The 21,671-nt window shown below is 60.6% G+C and carries 18 protein-coding genes and 1 pseudogene; 17 read left to right on the forward strand and 2 right to left on the reverse strand.

Annotated elements, in window-relative coordinates; genetic code table 11:
• The first annotated feature begins 102 nt into the window (after positions 1–102).
• From HKK54_RS31700 to HKK54_RS31780, 17 genes are all read left to right on the forward strand, one after another.
• Positions 103–840, forward strand: a complete 738-nt coding sequence (locus HKK54_RS31700; RefSeq protein WP_169389033.1) for a secretin N-terminal domain-containing protein — start codon at positions 103–105, stop codon at positions 838–840.
• A gap of 493 nt (positions 841–1,333) precedes the next feature.
• Positions 1,334–2,659: an isocitrate lyase gene (aceA, locus tag HKK54_RS31705; RefSeq protein WP_003219577.1), complete on the forward strand. Its 1,326-nt coding sequence runs from the start codon at positions 1,334–1,336 to the stop codon at positions 2,657–2,659.
• A 1,378-nt stretch (positions 2,660–4,037) separates the two neighbouring features.
• A complete protein-coding gene (locus tag HKK54_RS31710; protein ID WP_003219575.1) occupies positions 4,038–4,451 on the forward strand; it encodes an NADH-quinone oxidoreductase subunit A in 414 nt (137 codons plus the stop codon).
• A 10-nt stretch (positions 4,452–4,461) separates the two neighbouring features.
• A complete protein-coding gene (locus tag HKK54_RS31715) occupies positions 4,462–5,136 on the forward strand; it encodes a NuoB/complex I 20 kDa subunit family protein (protein WP_003219572.1) in 675 nt (224 codons plus the stop codon).
• A 72-nt stretch (positions 5,137–5,208) separates the two neighbouring features.
• On the forward strand, positions 5,209–6,993 hold the full coding sequence (gene nuoC / locus HKK54_RS31720; RefSeq protein WP_003219570.1) for an NADH-quinone oxidoreductase subunit C/D: 1,785 nt from the start codon (positions 5,209–5,211) through the stop codon (positions 6,991–6,993).
• 2 nt (positions 6,994–6,995) lie between these two features.
• Positions 6,996–7,493, forward strand: coding sequence for an NADH-quinone oxidoreductase subunit NuoE (gene nuoE, locus HKK54_RS31725; RefSeq protein ID WP_003219568.1), 498 nt, complete (start codon positions 6,996–6,998; stop codon positions 7,491–7,493).
• Positions 7,490–8,845, forward strand: a complete 1,356-nt coding sequence (gene nuoF / locus HKK54_RS31730) for an NADH-quinone oxidoreductase subunit NuoF (RefSeq protein WP_010172750.1) — start codon at positions 7,490–7,492, stop codon at positions 8,843–8,845. Before nuoE ends, nuoF begins: the two co-directional genes overlap by 4 nt.
• Positions 8,846–8,981: 136 nt before the next feature.
• Positions 8,982–11,696 (forward strand): NADH-quinone oxidoreductase subunit NuoG, encoded by a 2,715-nt coding sequence (gene nuoG, locus HKK54_RS31735; protein WP_010172752.1) that lies wholly within the window; start codon positions 8,982–8,984, stop codon positions 11,694–11,696.
• Positions 11,693–12,700, forward strand: coding sequence for an NADH-quinone oxidoreductase subunit NuoH (nuoH, locus tag HKK54_RS31740; RefSeq protein WP_003219563.1), 1,008 nt, complete (start codon positions 11,693–11,695; stop codon positions 12,698–12,700). Before nuoG ends, nuoH begins: the two co-directional genes overlap by 4 nt.
• An 11-nt stretch (positions 12,701–12,711) precedes the next feature.
• Complete coding sequence (gene nuoI / locus HKK54_RS31745; protein WP_003174725.1) at positions 12,712–13,260, forward strand: NADH-quinone oxidoreductase subunit NuoI; 549 nt, start codon at positions 12,712–12,714, stop codon at positions 13,258–13,260.
• A gap of 9 nt (positions 13,261–13,269) precedes the next feature.
• Entirely contained in the window at positions 13,270–13,773 is a 504-nt protein-coding gene (gene nuoJ, locus HKK54_RS31750) for an NADH-quinone oxidoreductase subunit J (protein WP_003219561.1), read from the forward strand.
• 2 nt (positions 13,774–13,775) lie between these two features.
• Positions 13,776–14,084, forward strand: a complete 309-nt coding sequence (gene nuoK / locus HKK54_RS31755; protein WP_003219560.1) for an NADH-quinone oxidoreductase subunit NuoK — start codon at positions 13,776–13,778, stop codon at positions 14,082–14,084.
• A complete protein-coding gene (gene nuoL, locus HKK54_RS31760) occupies positions 14,081–15,934 on the forward strand; it encodes an NADH-quinone oxidoreductase subunit L (protein ID WP_003219559.1) in 1,854 nt (617 codons plus the stop codon). The genes nuoK and nuoL overlap by 4 nt, the downstream gene beginning before the upstream one ends.
• A gap of 49 nt (positions 15,935–15,983) precedes the next feature.
• Positions 15,984–17,516 (forward strand): NADH-quinone oxidoreductase subunit M, encoded by a 1,533-nt coding sequence (gene nuoM, locus HKK54_RS31765; protein WP_010172759.1) that lies wholly within the window; start codon positions 15,984–15,986, stop codon positions 17,514–17,516.
• Positions 17,517–17,523: 7 nt separating this feature from the next.
• Positions 17,524–18,987 carry an NADH-quinone oxidoreductase subunit NuoN gene (gene nuoN / locus HKK54_RS31770; protein ID WP_010172761.1) on the forward strand — a complete coding sequence of 488 codons (1,464 nt, stop codon included), beginning with the start codon at positions 17,524–17,526 and terminating at the stop codon, positions 18,985–18,987.
• 238 nt (positions 18,988–19,225) lie between these two features.
• Positions 19,226–19,576 (forward strand): toxin, encoded by a 351-nt coding sequence (locus tag HKK54_RS31775; RefSeq protein ID WP_169389034.1) that lies wholly within the window; start codon positions 19,226–19,228, stop codon positions 19,574–19,576.
• The gene (locus HKK54_RS31780; protein ID WP_010172763.1) at positions 19,566–19,880 is read left to right on the forward strand and encodes a helix-turn-helix domain-containing protein; all 315 of its coding nucleotides are present in this window, start codon (positions 19,566–19,568) and stop codon (positions 19,878–19,880) included. Before HKK54_RS31775 ends, HKK54_RS31780 begins: the two co-directional genes overlap by 11 nt.
• 59 nt (positions 19,881–19,939) lie before the next feature.
• Here HKK54_RS31780 and HKK54_RS34095 read toward each other — a convergent pair whose 3' ends face one another.
• Positions 19,940–20,761: a methyl-accepting chemotaxis protein gene (locus HKK54_RS34095; RefSeq protein WP_442962346.1), complete on the reverse strand. Its 822-nt coding sequence runs from the start codon at positions 20,759–20,761 to the stop codon at positions 19,940–19,942.
• Between the two features lie 36 nt (positions 20,762–20,797).
• A pseudogene (locus HKK54_RS34100) lies at positions 20,798–21,619 on the reverse strand (cache domain-containing protein); the annotation flags it as partial.
• Positions 21,620–21,671: the final 52 nt, after the last annotated feature.

Raw genomic sequence — 21,671 nt, forward strand, 5'->3', positions numbered from 1 at the left:
CCACCGATGCCAGGGCCTTTTGCCGTCCAGGATTCAACTTGCGGGCTACAAAGCCGACAAACTGGCACTATCTAGCCTAAATGACTCGCAGAGATAACGGACATGTCCCTACGCACCCTGCTCACCACTGTGCTCCTGGCCACCAGCTTCTCGGTGATGGCCGCCACCGAAGTCGTGCCCCTGAGCAACCGCACCAGCGCCGACCTGCTGCCCGTGGCACAGAATTTTATCGGCAAGGACGGCACCGTCAGCGCCTACGGCAACCAACTGATCGTGAATGCCGAGCCGGACAAGATCCAGGGCCTGCGCGCCCTGCTCTCGCAACTGGACACGCCGTCCAAACGCCTGCTGATCACCGTCGACACCAACGAGAACAACCAGCAAAGCAACGGCAACAATCAAACCCAGGTGATCACCTACAGCACTGAAAGCCGCGACGGCGGGATCCAGCAGATCCAGGCCAGCGAAGGTGTGCCCGCGCTGATCCAGGTCGGCCAGAGCGTGCCGCTCACCACCACCCAGCCCGATGCCTACGGTCGCCCGCAAAATCAGACCCAGTATCGCAACGTGACTCAGGGCTTCTACGTCACCGCCAGCGTCACCGGAGAGACCGTGCACCTGAGCATCAGTACCAATCGTGACCGCATGAGCCAGGAACGTCCCGATGTAGTGAACGTGCAAAGTACCGACACAACCATCAGCGGACGCCTCGGCGAGTGGATCACCCTGGCCGGGATCAATCGCCAGACTCAGGCCGACAAAAGCACTACAACCCGCAGCTACTCTACTCAGGGGCGTGATGACCTGACCTTGCGGGTCAAAGTCGACACCCTGAACTGAAGCACCAAAAACTGACTGGCGAGTCGTATTAGACTAAAGATGTAGTGCTTCAAAAAAAGCACTACAAAACATTTGACGATCCAAAAAAGCATGGGCATGATGGCCTCGCTCCCGCTAATCAGGGGCCCTGGCAAGGGCCTTCGGATCGCCGCTCAAAGCCACCCACCTGAGCCGATTCGTGTCTGTACCGCCCACAAGGTGTGTTTGACGAGGTTGCGACTGGAACGAAGTTGTCCCGAGGGACGGAAGCTAACCAGGTAACCCGGCAACACACTGATGGATCGTACAAAGGCCCACGACGCCCGAAGACCGTTCGCAGTTCGCCCTTACCTGCTCAACTCCCCCTTGAGCCAATCGTTCATCCCGTCGCCTTCCCCGCCAAGCCTGACTTGACCGCCTAAGCTTCTGGTCAGCGAGCAGCCATAACCACGCACTGATACGTGGCTGGCAAATGGAATTTTCCACCTAGACCTATGCGACGAGGTTTTTCCCCATGGCACTGACACGCGAACAGCAAATTGCAGCCCTTGAAAAAGACTGGGCTGAAAACCCACGCTGGAAAGGCGTGACCCGCGCTTATTCCGCTGCTGACGTCGTCCGCCTGCGTGGCTCGGTTCAACCTGAGCACACTTTTGCAAAACTCGGCGCCGAGAAGCTGTGGAAGCTGGTCACCCAGGGTGCCAAGCCGTCCTTCCGCCCCGAAAAAGATTTCGTCAACTGCATGGGCGCCCTTACTGGCGGCCAAGCGGTTCAGCAGGTAAAAGCCGGTATCCAGGCGATCTACCTGTCCGGCTGGCAAGTGGCAGCGGACAACAACTCCGCTGAATCCATGTACCCCGACCAATCGCTGTACCCGGTGGACTCCGTGCCAACCGTGGTCAAGCGCATCAACAACTCGTTCCGCCGCGCTGACCAGATCCAGTGGAAAGCCGGTAAAGGCCCGGGCGACGAAGGCTACATCGACTACTTCGCACCGATCGTTGCAGACGCTGAAGCCGGTTTCGGCGGCGTTCTGAACGCCTACGAGCTGATGAAGAGCATGATCGAGGCAGGCGCTGCCGGCGTTCACTTCGAAGACCAACTGGCTTCGGTGAAGAAATGCGGCCACATGGGCGGCAAGGTTCTGGTGCCTACCCAGGAAGCTGTTCAAAAGTTGACTGCTGCTCGTCTGGCTGCTGACGTTGCTGGGACTCCGACCATCATCCTGGCCCGTACCGACGCCAACGCGGCTGACTTGCTGACCTCGGATTGCGACCCGTACGACCAGCCGTTCGTGACTGGCGAACGTACTCAGGAAGGCTTCTACAAAGTGCGCGCCGGTCTCGACCAGGCGATCGCTCGCGGCCTGGCCTACGCGCCGTACGCCGACCTGATCTGGTGCGAAACCGCCAAGCCGGATCTGGACGAAGCTCGCCGCTTTGCTGAAGCAATCAAGAAGGAATACCCGGACCAACTGCTGTCCTACAACTGCTCGCCTTCCTTCAACTGGAAGAAGAACCTGGACGACGCGACCATCGCCAAGTTCCAGCGTGAATTGTCTGCCATGGGCTACAAGCACCAGTTCATCACCCTGGCCGGCATTCACAACATGTGGCACAGCATGTTCAACCTGGCGCACGACTACGCCCGCAACGACATGACTGCTTACGTGAAGCTGCAGGAGCAGGAGTTCGCTGACGCGGCCAAGGGTTACACCTTTGTGGCGCACCAGCAGGAAGTGGGCACCGGCTACTTCGACGACATGACCACCGTGATCCAGGGCGGCACCTCGTCTGTGACTGCACTGACTGGGTCGACTGAAGAAGAGCAGTTCCACTGAGTGACTGAGTACACGGCCATTGCGGCCCCAAGGAAGACCTAACCGCAATGCCGCACGATCTGACGCCCCGACTGGTTCGGGGCGTTTTTTTTGGGCCGTTTTTAACGTGCAGGTGGATTGTGTACATATCCGTTTTTTGGGTTATGGCTGATATGGGTTCCGCTCTTACAGCGGCTCACTTTTGAAAAGCGCAAAAGTAAGCAAAACGCTCTTGCCCCACCACTCGGCACCTCGCCTAGGCTCGGTGTGCCCTCTCTCCGGTACTACTCCGCGGGCCGCCGCGACGGGGCGTCCCTGCCCCGTCGCGGCTAAACCGGCGTCCTGCCGGTTTACCCGCTCCGTACTACCTGCGTTCGGCCAGCGTGGTTTAACGGGGCACCTAAGATCAAGATCAACAGCAGATCAACAGCACAGCGGCCTACAGGCCGGCTTGAGTGGTGTGGAGCAAAAGCAAAATCAAAATCTAAAGCGGGCACGATCCCCTGTAGGAGCTGGCTTGCCGGCGATGCAGACAACTCGGTACATCAGACACACCGAGGTGATGCCATCGCAGGCAAGCCAGCTCCCACAGAAAAGCAGAGCTGCAGCAGTTTCAGATTTGGTTTTGGCTTTCGCTTTGGCTTTTGATCTGGCTTCTACCACTCAAGCCGGCCTGTAGGCCGCTGTGCTTTTGCTTTTGATCTTGATCTGACTGCCCCAATAAGCCCGAGGCCGAACGCAGGGATTGAGGAGCGGGTAAACCGGCAGGACGCCGGTTTAGCCGCGACGGGGCAGGGACGCCCCGTCGCGGCGGCCCGCGGAGCAATGCCGGAGTGAGGGAACACCGAGCCTTAGCGAGGTGCCGACAGGCGGGGCAGAGCGTTTTGGTTACTTTGCCGCTTTTGCAAAGTGACTCGCTGTAAGAGCGAAACCATAGGCGGCCGTTACCGCAACAACGGATATGTACACCCCCCCAACCCCCAATTTTCGATCAAAACATTGATCCAGAGCGGTACCCCCACCTACAAAACCAGTTAAAAGATCCGCTTTACCAACTAGCATCCCCCACACAAGTAACAGCAACTTCCCCCGTTAAACCCCGAACAGCTGTTTAAAACCCACGCAAACAATATTCATTATCATTTAGAGCATGAAAACTTCTTTACAGCTTAAACAAAACATAATTGGTGAAATGCCCGCTAATGCCCGCCCCGCAAGGGCTACAGCCCCAAGAAGGTGCACTATGTCCTTATTCCATCGAATAATTTCGCTATAGGAATTTTACTTGCCCGGTGTTTAGCCATAAAATCACCGCGATTGATTGCGCTGCGACATATCGTCACTGCATCGTTACTTTTTCGAGCTCAGAGACCTTTGCTCTCTGTTAAGGATTTCCAGCATGACCGAAGCGACAGGACTCATGGCCCACAACTGGGGCTTTGCCATTTTCCTCCTCGGTGTTGTCGGCCTTTGCGCCTTCATGCTCGGTGTCTCCAGCCTCCTCGGGTCAAAAGCCTGGGGCCGCAGCAAAAACGAACCGTTCGAGTCCGGCATGCTACCTACAGGTGGCGCCCGCTTGCGGCTCTCAGCCAAATTCTATCTGGTCGCGATGCTCTTCGTGATCTTCGACATCGAAGCCCTTTTTCTCTTTGCCTGGTCTGTGTCCGTCCGCGAAAGCGGCTGGACCGGATTCGTCGAAGCCCTCGTTTTCATAGCAATTCTGTTGGCAGGCCTTGTCTACCTATTTCGAGTGGGCGCCCTTGATTGGGCTCCGGAAGCTCGTCGCAAGCGGCAAGCGAAGCTGAAACAATGAGGCTTTGGCGATGCAATACAATCTCACCAGGATCGACCCGGATGCTCCTAACGAGCAATACCCCATCGGCGAACGGGAAACCGTTTCCGACCCGTTAGAAGACCAAGTCCACAAAAACATCTACATGGGCAAGCTGGAAGACGTGCTGAGTGGCGCGGTCAACTGGGGGCGTAAAAACTCCCTGTGGCCGTACAACTTCGGTCTTTCCTGCTGCTACGTGGAAATGACCACCGCCTTCACGGCGCCCCACGACATCGCGCGCTTTGGCGCCGAAGTTATCCGGGCCTCGCCGCGTCAGGCGGATTTCATGGTTATCGCCGGTACCTGCTTTATCAAGATGGCGCCAATCATTCAGCGTCTCTACGAGCAAATGCTCGAGCCAAAGTGGGTTATCTCCATGGGTTCGTGCGCCAACTCCGGTGGCATGTACGACATCTACTCCGTGGTTCAGGGGGTGGACAAGTTCCTGCCCGTGGACGTCTACGTGCCTGGCTGCCCGCCCCGCCCTGAAGCATTTCTGCAAGGCTTGATGCTGTTGCAGGAATCGATTGGCAAGGAGCGTCGCCCACTTTCCTGGGTTGTCGGAGATCAAGGCGTATACCGCGCCGAGATGCCGTCACAAAAGGAACAGCGCCGCGAACAGCGTATTCAGGTCACCAACCTGCGCAGCCCCGACGAAGTCTGATCCAGCACCGCTTCTTTTATAGAACGAAAACCTGGCTTCATTCTTTACGTTGACCGAAAGCGATAAAAAACCATGACTACAGGCAGTGCTCTGTACATCCCGCCTTATAAGGCAGACGACCAGGATGTGGTCGTCGAACTCAATAACCGTTTTGGCCCTGACGCCTTCACCGCCCAGGCCACACGCACCGGTATGCCGGTGCTGTGGGTGGCGCGTGCCAGGCTCGTCGAAGTCCTGAGCTTCCTGCGCAACCTGCCCAAGCCGTACGTCATGCTCTATGACCTGCATGGCGTGGACGAGCGCCTGCGCACCAAGCGCCAGGGACTGCCGAGCGGCGCCGACTTCACCGTGTTCTACCACCTGATGTCGCTGGAACGTAACAGCGACGTGATGATCAAGGTGGCCCTCTCCGAGAGCGACCTGAGCGTTCCGACCGTGACCGGTATCTGGCCTAACGCCAACTGGTACGAGCGTGAAGTGTGGGACATGTTCGGCATCGACTTCCCGGGCCACCCGCACCTCTCGCGCATCATGATGCCGCCGACCTGGGAAGGTCACCCGCTGCGCAAGGACTTCCCTGCCCGCGCCACCGAATTCGATCCATTCAGCCTGACCCTCGCCAAGCAGCAGCTTGAAGAAGAGGCTGCACGCTTCCGTCCGGAAGACTGGGGCATGAAGCGCTCCGGCACCAACGAGGACTACATGTTCCTCAACCTGGGCCCGAACCACCCTTCGGCTCACGGTGCCTTCCGTATCATCCTGCAACTGGACGGCGAAGAAATCGTCGACTGCGTACCGGACATCGGCTACCACCACCGTGGTGCCGAGAAGATGGCCGAGCGTCAGTCGTGGCACAGTTTCATCCCGTACACCGACCGCATCGACTACCTCGGCGGCGTGATGAACAACCTGCCGTACGTGCTCTCGGTCGAGAAGCTGGCGGGCATCAAGGTGCCGGACAAGGTCGACACCATCCGCATCATGATGGCCGAGTTCTTCCGGATCACCAGCCACCTGCTGTTCCTGGGTACCTATATCCAGGACGTCGGCGCCATGACCCCGGTGTTCTTCACCTTCACCGACCGTCAGCGCGCCTACAAGGTCATCGAAGCCATCACCGGTTTCCGCCTGCACCCGGCCTGGTACCGCATCGGCGGTGTGGCGCACGACCTGCCGCGTGGCTGGGAGCGCCTGGTCAAGGAGTTCATCGACTGGATGCCCAAGCGTCTGGACGAGTACCAGAAAGCCGCCCTGGACAACAGCATCCTCAAGGGCCGGACCATCGGCGTCGCCCAGTACAACACCAAAGAGGCCCTGGAATGGGGCGTCACCGGTGCTGGCCTGCGTTCCACCGGTTGCGACTTCGACCTGCGCAAGGCGCGCCCGTACTCCGGCTACCAGAACTTCGAATTCGAAGTCCCGCTGGCGGCCAACGGCGATGCCTACGACCGCTGCATCGTGCGCGTCGAAGAAATGCGCCAGAGCCTGAAGATCATCGAACAGTGCATGCGCAACATGCCGGAAGGCCCGTACAAGGCGGATCACCCGCTGACCACGCCGCCGCCGAAAGAGCGCACGCTGCAACACATCGAAACCCTGATCACGCACTTCCTGCAAGTTTCGTGGGGCCCGGTCATGCCGGCCAACGAATCCTTCCAGATGATCGAAGCGACCAAGGGTATCAACAGTTATTACCTGACGAGCGATGGCGGCACCATGAGCTACCGCACCCGGATTCGTACTCCAAGCTTCCCGCACCTGCAGCAGATCCCTTCGGTGATCAAAGGTGAAATGGTCGCGGACTTGATTGCGTACCTGGGTAGTATCGATTTCGTTATGGCCGACGTGGACCGCTAAGCATGAACAGCACGCTTATCCAGACAGACCGTTTCACCTTGAGTGAAACCGAGCGCTCGGCCATCGAGCACGAGTTGCATCACTACGAAGACCCGCGCGCGGCGTCGATCGAAGCCTTGAAGATCGTCCAGAAGGAACGTGGCTGGGTGCCGGACGGCGCCCTCTACGCCATCGGCGAGATCCTGGGCATCCCTGCCAGCGACGTTGAAGGCGTGGCGACGTTCTACAGCCAGATCTTCCGCCAGCCGGTTGGCCGCCACATCATTCGCGTGTGCGACAGCATGGTCTGCTACATCGGTGGCCACGAGTCCGTGGTCAGCGAGATCCAGAGCAAGCTGGGCATCGGCCTGGGCCAAACCACGCCGGACGGCCGCTTCACGCTGCTGCCGGTGTGCTGCCTGGGCAACTGTGACAAGGCGCCGGCGTTGATGATCGACGACGACACATTCGGTGACGTGCAGCCTGCTGGCGTCACCCAATTGCTCGAGGGCTACCCATGACCCTGACTTCCTTCGGTCCTGCCAACCGCATCAAGCGGTCGGCCGAGACTCACCCGCTGACCTGGCGCCTGCGTGACGACGGCGAGCCTGTATGGCTTGACGAGTACCAGGCCAAGAACGGTTACGCAGCCGCGCGCAAAGCCTTCGCCGACATGGCCCAGGACGACATCGTCCAGACCGTGAAGGACGCCGGCCTCAAAGGCCGCGGCGGTGCAGGCTTCCCCACGGGCGTTAAGTGGGGCCTGATGCCGAAAGACGAATCCATCAACATCCGCTACCTGCTGTGCAACGCGGATGAAATGGAGCCGAACACCTGGAAAGACCGCATGCTGATGGAGCAACTGCCCCATCTGTTGATCGAAGGCATGCTGATCAGTGCCCGCGCGCTGAAAACCTACCGTGGCTATATCTTCCTGCGTGGCGAGTACACCACCGCCGCCAAGCACCTGAACCGTGCCGTGGAAGAAGCCAAGGCCGCAGGCCTGTTGGGCAAGAACATCCTCGGTTCGGGTTTCGACTTCGAACTGTTCGTGCACACCGGCGCCGGGCGTTACATCTGCGGTGAAGAAACCGCACTGATCAACTCCCTCGAAGGCCGCCGTGCCAACCCACGCTCCAAGCCGCCCTTCCCGGCCGCCGTGGGCGTGTGGGGCAAGCCGACCTGCGTGAACAACGTTGAAACCCTGTGCAACGTGCCGGCGATCATCGGCGACGGCGTGGAGTGGTACAAATCGTTGGCCCGCGAAGGCAGCGAAGACATGGGCACCAAGCTCATGGGCTTCTCCGGCAAGGTCAAGAACCCGGGCCTGTGGGAACTGCCATTCGGCGTGACCGCGCGCGAGCTGTTCGAGGACTACGCCGGCGGCATGCGCGACGGCTACACCCTCAAGGCCTGGCAACCAGGCGGCGCCGGTACCGGCTTCCTGCTGCCCGAGCACCTCGACGCACAAATGTACGCCGGCGGCATCGGCAAGGTGGGCACCCGTATGGGTACCGGCCTGGCCATGGCCGTGGACAACACCGTGAACATGGTGTCGTTGCTGCGCAACATGGAGCAGTTCTTCTCCCGCGAATCCTGTGGTTTCTGCACCCCGTGCCGCGATGGTCTGCCATGGAGCGTGAAACTCTTGATGGCCCTCGAGAAAGGCGAAGGTCAGCCAGGCGATATCGAGACCCTGCTGGGTCTGGTGGGTTTCCTCGGCCCTGGCAAGACTTTCTGTGCTCACGCACCGGGCGCCGTGGAGCCATTGGGCAGCGCGATCAAATACTTCCGCTCGGAGTTCGAAGCCGGCATTGCGCCCAAAAGCGCCGCCGTCCCGCCTCTGGCAAGGCCGATTGTAGTCGGCGCGTAACGCTTAAAAAGGCGAAGGGTCCGTGCCCTTCGCCTTCTCATGTGCTGACGCCTTTTATGGCTGTGTTGATGCACATGAATAACAAGATTCCATTAGCCACGCCCGCTGACACCGGGCCAACGAAGAACTTTGAACCATGGCCACTATCCACGTAGACGGCAAAGAGCTCGAAGTCGATGGGGCAGACAACCTGTTACAGGCGTGTCTGTCGCTAGGCCTCGACATTCCATATTTCTGCTGGCACCCCGCCCTTGGCAGCGTTGGCGCTTGCCGCCAGTGCGCGGTCAAGCAGTACACCGACGAGAACGACACCCGTGGTCGTATCGTCATGTCCTGCATGACGCCTGCCACCGACGGCAGCTGGATTTCCATCGAAGACGAAGAAGCGAAAGTGTTTCGCGCCAGCGTCGTCGAATGGCTGATGACCAACCACCCGCACGACTGCCCTGTGTGTGAGGAAGGCGGTCACTGCCACCTGCAAGACATGACCGTGATGACCGGCCACAACGAGCGCCGGTATCGCTTCACCAAGCGTACCCACCAGAACCAGCAACTGGGCCCGTTCATTTCCCACGAGATGAACCGCTGCATCGCTTGCTACCGCTGCGTGCGCTTCTATAAGGACTACGCCGGCGGCACCGACCTCGGTGTGTTCGGCGCCCACGACAACGTGTACTTCGGTCGCGTTGAAGACGGCACCCTTGAAAGCGAATTCTCCGGCAACCTCACCGAGGTCTGCCCGACCGGTGTGTTCACCGACAAGACTCACTCCGAACGCTACAACCGCAAGTGGGACATGCAGTTCTCGCCGAGCATCTGCCATGGCTGCTCCAGCGGTTGCAACATCTCCCCGGGCGAGCGCTACGGCGAACTGCGTCGGATCGAAAACCGCTTCAACGGTTCGGTCAACCAGTACTTCCTGTGCGACCGTGGCCGTTTCGGCTACGGCTACGTCAACCGCGAAGACCGCCCGCGTCAGCCACTGCTGGCCGACGGCGCCAAGCTGAGCCTGGACGAAGCGCTGGATAAAGCCGCTGACCTGCTGCGCGGTCGCAATATCGTCGGTATCGGTTCGCCCCGCGCCAGCCTCGAAAGCAACTACGCGTTGCGCGAGCTGGTGGGTGCCGAGCACTTCTACTCGGGTATCGAAGCCGGTGAACTGGAGCGTATCCGCCTGGTGCTGCAAGTTCTGAACGACAGCCCGCTGCCGGTTCCGAACATGCGCGACATCGAAGACCACGACGCGATCTTCGTCCTCGGTGAAGACCTGACCCAGACTGCCGCCCGTGTCGCCCTGTCCCTGCGCCAGTCGGTGAAAGGCAAGGCCGAAGACATGGCCGACGCCATGCGCGTCCAGCCCTGGCTCGACGCTGCAGTGAAAAACATCGGCCAGCACGCGCTGAACCCGCTGTTCATCGCATCGCTGGCTGAAACCAAGCTCGACGACATCGCTGAAGAATGCGTACACGCAGCACCGGACGACCTGGCCCGCATCGGTTTCGCCGTGGCCCACGCCCTCGACGCCAGCGCGCCTGCGGTTGAAGGCCTGGACGCTGAAGCCGTTGAGCTGGCCAAGCGCATCGCCGACGCCCTGCTGGCCGCCAAGCGCCCATTGATCATTGCCGGTACCTCGCTGGGTTCCAAGGCACTGATCGAAGCCGCCGCCAACATCGCCAAAGCCTTGAAGCTGCGCGAGAAGAACGGCTCCATCAGCCTGATCGTGCCGGAAGCCAACAGCCTCGGCCTGGCCATGCTCGGTGGCGAGTCCCTGGATGCGGCCCTGCAGGCCGTGACCGACGGCAGCGCCGATGCGATCGTGGTGCTGGAAAACGACCTGTACACCCGCACGGATTCGGCCAAGGTCGACGCAGCGCTGAACGCGGCCAAAGTGGTGATCGTTGCCGACCACCAGAAAACCGCCACCAGCGACCGCGCCCACCTGGTACTGCCCGCCGCCACCTTTGCTGAAGGCGACGGCACCCTGGTCAGCCAGGAAGGCCGCGCCCAGCGCTTCTTCCAGGTGTTCGATCCGAAGTACATGGACGCCAGCATCCTGGTTCACGAAGGCTGGCGCTGGCTGCATGCCCTGCGCGCCACCCTGCTGAACCAGCCGATCGACTGGACCCAGCTCGACCACGTGACAGCCGCCGCAGCCGCAGCCGCACCGCAACTGGCACGTATCGTCGACGCCGCGCCGTCTGCCGCGTTCCGCATCAAGGGCATGAAACTCGCCCGCGAACCGCTGCGCTACTCCGGCCGTACCGCCATGCGCGCGGACATCAGCGTGCACGAGCCACGTACGCCGCAAGACAACGACACCGCGTTCGCCTTCTCCATGGAAGGTTACTCGGGTTCGGTCGAGCCACGTCAGCAGGTACCTTTCGCCTGGTCGCCGGGCTGGAACTCGCCACAGGCCTGGAACAAGTTCCAGGACGAAGTCGGTGGTCACATCCGCGCTGGCGACCCGGGCACCCGCCTGATCGAAAGCACCGGTGACTCGCTGAACTGGTTCGCCAGCGTGCCGCGTCCGTTCAACCCGGCCCAGGGTACCTGGCAGGTTGTGCCGTTCTTCCACCTGTTCGGCAGCGAAGAGACCTCTTCCAAAGCCGCGCCGGTACAAGAGCGCATTCCGGCCGCCTACGTGTCCGTAGCCAAGTCCGAAGCCGACCGCCTGGGCGTCAACGACGGTGCCCTGCTCAGCGTGACCGTTGCCGGCAAGACCCTGCGTCTGCCGCTGCGCATCAACGAAGAGTTGGGTGCTGGCCTGGTTGCATTGCCAAAAGGCCTCGCGGGGATTCCTCCAGCGATCTTCGGCCTTACCGTTGACGGTCTGCAGGAGGCAGCTCAATGACCTGGTTCACCCCTGAAGTGATCGACGTGATCATCGCGGTGGTCAAGGCCATCGTGATCCTGTTGGCCGTGGTCGTGGCGGGCGCCCTGCTCAGCTTCGTCGAACGTCGCCTGCTGGGCTGGTGGCAGGACCGTTATGGTCCGAACCGCGTTGGCCCGTTTGGTATGTTCCAGATCGCCGCCGACATGCTGAAAATGTTCTTCAAGGAAGACTGGACCCCGCCGTTTGCCGACAAGGTGATCTTCACCCTGGCACCGGTCGTGGCCATGAGCGCCTTGCTGATTGCCTTCGCAATCATCCCGATCACCCCGACCTGGGGCGTGGCGGACCTGAACATCGGCTTGCTGTTCTTCTTCGCCATGGCCGGTTTGTCGGTCTACGCGGTGCTGTTCGCCGGTTGGTCGAGCAACAACAAGTTCGCCCTGCTGGGCAGCTTGCGGGCTTCGGCCCAGACCGTCTCCTACGAAGTGTTCATGGGCCTCGCGCTGATGGGCATCGTGGTGCAGGTGGGCTCGTTCAACATGCGCGACATCGTCGAGTACCAGGCGCAGAACCTGTGGTTCATCATTCCGCAGTTCTTCGGCTTCTGTACCTTCTTCATCGCTGGCGTCGCCGTGACTCACCGTCACCCGTTCGACCAGCCGGAAGCAGAACAGGAACTGGCCGACGGTTACCACATTGAATACGCCGGCATGAAGTGGGGCATGTTCTTCGTAGGTGAGTACATCGGCATCATCTTGATCTCGGCCCTGCTGGTCACGCTGTTCTTCGGCGGCTGGCACGGTCCATTCGGCATCCTGCCGCAGCTGGCGTTCTTCTGGTTCTTCCTGAAGACCGCGTTCTTCATCATGCTGTTCATCCTGCTGCGCGCTTCCATCCCGCGTCCACGGTATGACCAGGTGATGGATTTCAGCTGGCGATTCTGCCTGCCGCTGACCCTGATCAATTTGCTGGTGACTGCTGCCGTTGTGTTGTTGAACACGCCAGCGGGCGCGGTTCAGTGAGGATTTGACCCATGTTCAAATATATTGGCGACATCGTTAAGGGTACCGGTACCCAGTTGCGAAGCCTGGTGATGGTGTTCGGTCACGGCTTTCGCAAACGCGACACCCTGCAATACCCGGAAGAAGCGGTGTACCTGCCGCCGCGTTATCGCGGCCGCATTGTCCTGACCCGCGACCCCGACGGCGAAGAGCGCTGCGTGGCCTGTAACCTTTGCGCCGTGGCGTGCCCGGTGGGTTGCATCTCGCTGCAGAAAGCTGAAACCGAAGACGGTCGCTGGTACCCGGACTTCTTCCGCATCAACTTCTCGCGCTGCATTTTCTGCGGCCTCTGCGAGGAAGCTTGCCCGACCACCGCGATCCAGCTGACACCGGATTTCGAGATGGCCGAGTTCAAACGTCAGGACCTGGTGTACGAGAAAGAAGATCTGCTGATCTCTGGTCCCGGTAAAAACCCTGATTACAACTTCTATCGTGTTGCAGGTATGGCCGTTGCCGGTAAGCCGAAAGGCGCCGCACAAAACGAAGCCGAGCCGATCAACGTGAAGAGCTTGCTGCCTTAAGGAAGAAAGATGGAATTCGCTTTCTATTTCGCATCGGGTATTGCAGTGGTGTCCACGCTTCGCGTGATCACCAACACTAACCCCGTGCACGCCCTGCTCTACCTGATCATTTCGCTGATCGCCGTGGCCATGACCTTCTTCAGCCTCGGCGCACCGTTCGCCGGTGTGCTGGAAGTGATCGCCTACGCCGGCGCCATCATGGTGCTGTTCGTGTTTGTGGTGATGATGCTCAACCTGGGGCCGGCTTCGGTCGCCCAGGAACGCGTCTGGCTCAAGCCCGGCATCTGGCTCGGCCCGGTGATCCTCGCAGCCCTGCTGCTGGGTGAGCTGCTGTATGTGCTGTTCGCTCACCAGAGCGGCCAGGCCATCGGCCACACCACCGTAGACGCGAAAGCCGTGGGCATCAGCCTGTTCGGCCCGTACCTGCTGGTGGTCGAACTGGCTTCGATGCTGCTGCTCGCTGCAGCCATCACCGCCTTCCACTTGGGCCGCAACGAAGCCAAGGAGCAATGACGATGCCTGCTATCCCTTTGGAGCATGGTCTGGCGGTCGCCGGCATCCTGTTCTGCCTTGGCCTGGTCGGCCTGATGGTTCGCCGCAACATTCTGTTCGTGTTGATGAGCCTGGAAATCATGATGAACGCCGCGGCACTCGCGTTCATCGTGGCCGGTAGCCGTTGGGGCCAGCCGGATGGACAAGTGATGTTCATCCTGGTGATCAGCCTGGCAGCCGCCGAGGCCAGTATTGGCCTGGCGATCCTGCTGCAACTGTATCGTCGCTTCCACACGCTTGATATCGACGCTGCCAGTGAGATGCGCGGATGAACATGATCTTTCTGACTTTCGTATTTCCCCTGATCGGTTTCCTGCTGCTGTCGTTCTCCCGTGGACGCTGGTCGGAAAACCTCTCGGCCCTGGTCGGTGTGGGGTCCATTGGCCTGTCGGCGATTGTCGCCGCCTACGTCATCTGGCAATTCAACGTCGCGCCGCCGGAAGGCGGCCACTACACCCTGGTGTTGTGGCAGTGGATGTCGGTGGAGGGCTTCAAGCCCAACTTCGCCCTCTACGTCGACGGCCTGTCGATCACCATGCTTGGCGTGGTCGTCGGTGTAGGCTTCCTGATCCACCTGTTCGCGTCCTGGTACATGCGCGGTGAAGCGGGTTACTCGCGCTTCTTCGCCTACACCAACCTGTTTATCGCCAGCATGCTGTTCCTGGTGCTGGGCGATAACCTGTTGTTCCTGTACTTCGGCTGGGAAGGCGTGGGCCTGTGCTCGTACCTGTTGATCGGTTTCTACTACAGCAACCGCAACAACGGTAACGCCGCACTCAAAGCCTTCATCGTGACCCGGATCGGCGACGTGTTCATGGCCATCGGCCTGTTCATCCTGTTCCAGCAAGTGGGCACGCTGAACATCCAGGAACTGCTGGTGCTGGCACCGCAGAAATTCCAGGTCGGCGACTTCTGGATCACCCTGGCGACCCTGATGCTGCTGGGTGGCGCTGTGGGTAAATCCGCACAACTGCCGCTGCAAACCTGGCTGGCGGACGCGATGGCCGGCCCTACCCCGGTTTCGGCACTGATCCACGCCGCAACCATGGTGACCGCCGGTGTCTACCTGATTGCCCGTACCCACGGCCTGTTCACCCTGGCGCCAGAGATTCTGCATCTGGTGGGCCTGGTGGGTGGCGTGACCCTGGTACTGGCCGGTTTTGCTGCCCTGGTTCAGACCGACATCAAGCGTATCCTCGCCTACTCGACCATGAGCCAGATCGGCTACATGTTCCTGGCCCTGGGCGTGGGTGCCTGGGACGGCGCGATCTTCCACCTGATGACCCACGCCTTCTTTAAGGCCCTGCTGTTCCTTGCTTCCGGTGCGGTGATCGTTGCCTGCCACCACGAGCAGAACATCTTCAAGATGGGCGGCCTGTGGAAGAAACTGCCGTTGGCCTACGCCAGCTTCATCGTCGGCGGCGCGGCCTTGTCGGCCCTGCCACTGGTGACCGCAGGTTTCTACTCGAAAGACGAAATCCTCTGGGAAGCCTTTGCCAGCGGTAACCACGGCCTGCTGTACGCCGGCCTGGTGGGTGCGTTCATGACCTCGCTGTACACCTTCCGCCTGATCTTCATCACCTTCCACGGTGAAGCCAAGACTGAAGCGCACGCAGGCCACGGCATTTCCCACTGGCTGCCACTGTCGGTGCTGATCATCCTGTCGACCTTCGTCGGCGCCATGATCACCCCGCCTCTGGCCGGTGTACTGCCGGAGAGCGCTGGCCATGCCGGCGGCGCCGCCAAGCACAGCCTGGAAATCGCCTCGGGTGCCATCGCCATCGCCGGTATCCTGCTGGCGGCCCTGCTGTTCCTCGGCAAGCGCCGCTTCGTCACTGCCATCGCCAACAGTGGCATTGGCCGCTTCCTTTCGGCCTGGTGGTTCGCTGCCTGGGGCTTCGACTGGATCTACGACAAACTGTTCGTCAAGCCTTACCTTGCGATCAGCCACGTACTGCGCAAAGACCCGCTCGACCAGACCATCGGTTTGATCCCGCGTGCCGCCAAGGCCGGTCACACCGCCCTGAGCCGCAGCGAGACCGGCCAATTGCGTTGGTATGCAGCTTCCATGGCGGCCGGTGCCGTCCTGGTAATCGGCGCCATCATCGTGGTCGCGGTCTGACTATGCACATTGCGAACTTTGCGAACTTGCGAAAGGAAACGAGCCCGTCATGATTCTGCCCTGGCTAATCCTGATCCCCTTTATCGGCGGCCTGCTCTGCTGGATGGGTGAACGCTTCGGCGCCACCCTCCCCCGCTGGATTGCGTTGCTGACCATGTCCCTGGAACTCGCGCTCGGCCTCTGGCTGTGGGCCCATGGCGACTATTCATTTGCTCCGGCACCGGGTGTCGATCCCACCTTCGCGCTTGAATTCAAGCACGTGTGGATCCAGCGCTTCGGCATCAACGTGCACCTGGCCCTCGACGGCCTGTCGCTGTTGATGATCCTGCTGACCGGCCTGCTGGGTATCCTCTCGGTACTCTGCTCCTGGAAAGAGATCCAGCGTCACGTGGGCTTCTTCCACCTGAACCTGATGTGGATCCTGGGCGGCGTTGTCGGCGTGTTCCTCGCCCTCGACCTGTTCATGTTCTTCTTCTTCTGGGAAATGATGCTGGTGCCGATGTACTTCCTCATCGCGCTCTGGGGTCACAGTTCTTCGGACGGCAAGAAAACCCGGATCTACGCGGCGACCAAGTTCTTCATCTTCACCCAGGCTTCCGGCCTGATCATGTTGGTGGCGATCCTGGGCCTGGTACTGGTCAACTTCAACAGCACGGGCGTGATCACGTTCAACTACGCCGATCTGTTGAAAACCAAGATGTCCCTGACCACCGAGTACATCCTGATGCTGGGCTTCTTCATCGCGTTCGCGGTGAAGCTGCCGGTGGTGCCATTCCACTCCTGGTTGCCTGACGCTCACGCCCAGGCGCCGACCGCAGGTTCCGTGGACCTCGCCGGTATTCTGTTGAAGACGGCGGCCTACGGCCTGCTGCGTTTCGCCCTGCCGCTGTTCCCGAATGCCTCGGCCGAGTTTGCGCCGATCGCCATGACCCTCGGTCTGATCGGGATCTTCTACGGTGCGTTCCTGGCCTTCGCCCAAACCGACATCAAGCGTCTGATTGCCTTCTCATCCGTTTCCCACATGGGTTTCGTACTGATCGGCATCTACTCCGGCAGCCAACTGGCGCTGCAAGGCGCTGTGATCCAGATGCTGGCTCACGGTGTGTCGGCCGCGGCACTGTTTATCCTCAGTGGCCAGCTGTACGAGCGCCTGCACACCCGTGACATGCGCGAGATGGGTGGCGTGTGGTCGCGTATCGCCTACCTGCCGGCCATCAGCCTGTTCTTCGCCGCTGCCTCCCTGGGCTTGCCGGGTACCGGTAACTTCATCGGAGAGTTCCTGATCCTGATGGGTGCCTTCGTGCAAACCCCGTGGATCAGTGCAATCGCTACCTCCGGCCTGGTGTTCGGTTCGGTCTACTCGCTGATCATGATCCACCGCGCCTACTTCGGCCCGGCCAAGTCCGACACCGTCCTGCAAGGGATGGATGCTCGCGAACTGATCATGGTGCTCGGCCTTGCGGTACTGCTGGTGTTCATCGGCGTGTACCCGCAACCGTTCCTGGATACTTCTGCCGCAACGATGCATGGCGTGCAGCAGTGGTTCGGCACCGCCTTCTCTCAACTCGCTTCGGCCCGGTAAGAGCGCTATGGAATTCACGATCCAACACTTTATCGCGCTTGCGCCGCTGCTGATCACCAGCCTCACCATCGTGGTGGTGATGCTGGCGATCGCCTGGCGCCGCAATCACTCACAAACGTTCCTGCTGTCCTGTGCGGGTTTGAACCTGGCCCTGCTGTCGATTATCCCGGCACTCAAGGTCGCGCCACTGGCCGTGACCCCGCTGATGATGGTCGATGACTTTGCGCTGCTGTATATCGCATTGATCCTGGTTGCCACCCTGGCCTGCGTCACCCTCGCCCACGCCTACCTCGGCGAAGGCGGCACCGGCTACCCGGGCAACCGCGAAGAGCTGTACCTGCTGATCCTGCTGGCTGCGGCCGGCGGTATCGTGCTGGTCAGCGCACAGCACCTGGCCGGCTTGTTCATCGGCCTGGAACTGCTGTCGATCCCGGTCTACGGCCTGGTGGCGTATGCCTTCTTCAACAAGCGCTCCCTGGAAGCCGGCATCAAGTACATGGTGCTGTCGGCCGCCGGTTCCGCGTTCCTGTTGTTCGGTATGGCCCTGCTCTACGCAGAAGCCGGCAGCCTGAGCTTCAGCGGTATCGGTCACGCCCTGGCAACCTCCGGCAGCCCTGCGCCCATCGCCCAACTGGGCCTGGCCATGATGCTGATCGGCCTGGCGTTCAAGCTGTCGCTGGTGCCGTTCCACCTGTGGACCCCGGACGTGTACGAAGGCGCCCCGGCGCCGGTGGCTGCGTTCCTGGCTACCGCGTCGAAAGTCGCCGTGTTTGCGGTGATGGTGCGTCTGTTCCAGATCTCCCCTGCGGCCAACACCGGTGTACTCAGCAACGTGCTGACCATCATCGCGATCGCGTCGATCCTGTTCGGTAACCTGCTGGCGCTGACCCAGAACAACCTCAAGCGTCTGCTGGGTTATTCGTCCATCGCGCACTTCGGTTACCTGCTGATCGCCCTGGTGGCAAGCAAGGGCCTGGCGATGGAAGCCATCGGTGTATACCTGGTCACCTACGTGATCACCAGCCTGGGTGCATTCGGTGTGATCACCCTGATGTCCTCGCCTTACAAAGGCCGTGACGCCGACGCCCTGTACGAGTATCGCGGCCTGTTCTGGCGCCGTCCGTACCTGACCGCCGTACTGACCGTGATGATGTTGTCCCTGGCCGGCATCCCGCTGACCGCCGGCTTCATCGGCAAGTTCTACATCGTGGCGACGGGTGTTGAAGCCCACGAATGGTGGTTGGTGGCCTCGCTGGTACTGGGCAGCGCCATCGGCGTGTTCTACTACCTGCGCGTGATGGTGACCCTGTACCTGATCGAGCCAAACCTGCGCCGTGTGGACGCCGAGTTGCACTGGGAACAGAAAGCGGGCGGCGTGATGCTGCTGGCAATCGCCCTGCTGGCGTTCTTCCTGGGTGTGTACCCACAACCGTTGCTCACCCTGGTGCAGCATGCGGTGATGGCGGGTTGATCGCTTAGTTAAACGCAGCAAGCAAAACGGCGCCTTAGGGCGCCGTTTTGCGTTTCTGGGGTATTAATTTCTTGCCTGACACACAAAGGGAGTTTTCCTCATCGAGAAACCTCCCCTTCCGGCATCACCCTGCCTGCGTCGCTCGTATCGTGGTTGCGTTTTAGGAAACATCCCACAGCAGGGTCACTTGACCCACCGCAGATGGGCCACCAAACTATACGCAGGCTACGTACAGAACATGGATGCTCTATTTATCGAATTGCCAGCCTTTGAGCGGCACCGCAGGGATTATCTGAATGATGAGTTATTTCACGGCTTTCAACAGGCGTTGATGAGAAACCCGCAGGCGGGCGACGTGATAGAGGGGACCGGCGGGTTACGCAAGGTTCGCTTTGTCGATGAGCGACGCAACAAGGGCAAACGGGGTGGCCTGCGAGTCATCTATTACTGGTGGTCGGGTGGTACGCAGTTCTGGCTGTTCACCCTTTATGGCAAACACGAACAGGACGACCTGAGCACACAACACAAAACGGCGCTCAAACACCTGCTGGACAGGGAAATCAAAGCGAGAAAATCTTATGAAACGTGACATCTTTTCCGAACTGGTCGAAGGCTTCGACGCGCTGGCAGATGAACGACAAGGCAAGGTAACGCTGCGCAGCCACAAGGTGCAGTTGAGCAAGCTGGCACCGCTCACTGCCGACGAAGTAGTCGCTGTGCGTCAACAACTCAATCTGTCGCGCTCGGTGTTTGCGATGTACCTGCGCACCAACACCCGGACCCTGGAAAATTGGGAGCAAGGCCGGGCCACACCCAATGCTCAGGCGGCAACCCTGATTCGGCTGGTGGCGCAGTTTCCGGAGACGGTAGAACGTTTGGCGCTGTTGACCTGATCGATCAATCCAGCCAAGCCCGTCGGCAACAGGACGTTGCCGATGGCTCAAGCCTGCAATCAAATCCTGAACTGCCCCACCAACTGCCCCAACCGCTGCCCCAGGTCCGCCAGGCTGCGAGAGGTCTGGGCGCCCTGTTGGGTTTCATCCGCCACGCTGTCCACCGCCACGGCAATCTGATGCACGCTGCGGTTGATCTCTTCGGCCACGGCGGTTTGTTCTTCGGCGGCGCTGGCGATCTGCGCGTTCATCGAGTTGATGGTGCCGATCAGTTGCGCCATGGTGTCCAGAGACGCACCGGCTTCGTTGGCCTGGGCCGAGGTGCCGTCTCCGGCATCGCTGGAGCGGCGCATGGATTCCACGGCGGCTTCGGTGCCTTTTTGCAGGCGGTCGATCATGCCCTGGATTTCCTGGGTGCTTTGCTGGGTGCGGCTGGCCAGCGCCCGCACTTCGTCGGCGACTACGGCAAACCCACGACCCGCCTCCCCTGCCCGTGCGGCTTCAATGGCCGCGTTGAGGGCCAGCAAGTTGGTCTGCTCGGCAATCGAGCGGATCACCCCGAGCACGCTGACAATCGACGAAACGTCCTGCTGCAAGCTGTCCAGGGACACGCCGCTGCTGCGGATGTCATTCACCAGCGCATGGATTTGCGCAATGCTGCCGTCCACGACTTTTTTCGCAGCCTGGCCTTCGGCGTCGGTCTGTTGCGCCGCCACCGCCGCGCCTTGGGCACTGCGGGCCACTTCATGGGCGGCGGAGGACATTTCGTTGATGGCGGTGGCCACCTGGTCCGTCTCGTGACGCTGGCGCTCCATGGCTTTTTCCGAGCGGCTGGCTTGCTCCGCGACCTGGCTTACCAGGCCGGTAAGCTGGGAGGTCATCTCGGTGATCTGGCGCACCAGGCCGTGGATCTTGTCGACAAAGCGGTTGAACGAGCCGGCCAGTTCCCCCAGTTCGTCCTGACTGCTGATGGCCAGGCGGCGGGTCAGGTCGCCTTCACCGGCGGCGATGTCGTCGAGGTTGATCTTCATCAGGTGCAACGGCCGCAGGATGGTGTTGGCCACCAGCATGCCCACGGCGGCGATCACCAACAGCACTACCACGGCGATCCCGATGATGCTCAGCACCACGCCTTCCATGCGTTTCTCCACCTTGGCCTGAACCTCGGCGACCTGGGCGTCGATGCCGTCCAGGTTCACCGAGGTACCGATCACCATGTCCCACTTGGGCAGGTATTCGGTGTAGCCAAGCTTGGGCACCAGCTCGGTCTGGCCGGGCTGCGTCGAGCTGTATTGCAGGTAGTGGGTGCCATCCTTGCCGACTTTCACCAGGTCGCGGTTGACGTAGACGCCATTCGGGTCGCGGTTGTCCTTGAAGCTTTTGCCGACGCCGTCGGGGCTGTTGCCCTTGAACAGGCGAATGGTCTCGGAGTCGTAGCCGAAGAAATAACCGTCCTTGCCATAGCTGGTGTTGGACAGCAGCTTGACCACCTGCGCCCGCGCCGTCGTATCGCCTTGGGCGGCCGCGTCATACAGCGGCTTGATGGTGGTCAGTGCCACCTCGACGTAGCCGCGCAAGGTGGTCTTGGCGTCGTTGAGCAGGTTCTGGCGGGTTTCTTCGACCTCCTTGCGGGCCTGCTCCTGAAGGATCCACACCGTGGTCAGGCTGATGATCACGGCAAACAACAACACGGGCAGGACAGCAAGGGACAGTACTTTGGCCTTTAGACTCAGACGCATGGCTCTTCTCTCTTAAGGGACACCTTAAGAGGTTAACGGCTAGTTACAATAA

It is taken from the genome of Pseudomonas sp. ADAK13, from assembly GCF_012935715.1.
In the GTDB taxonomy this organism is placed as follows: Bacteria; Pseudomonadota; Gammaproteobacteria; order Pseudomonadales; family Pseudomonadaceae; genus Aquipseudomonas.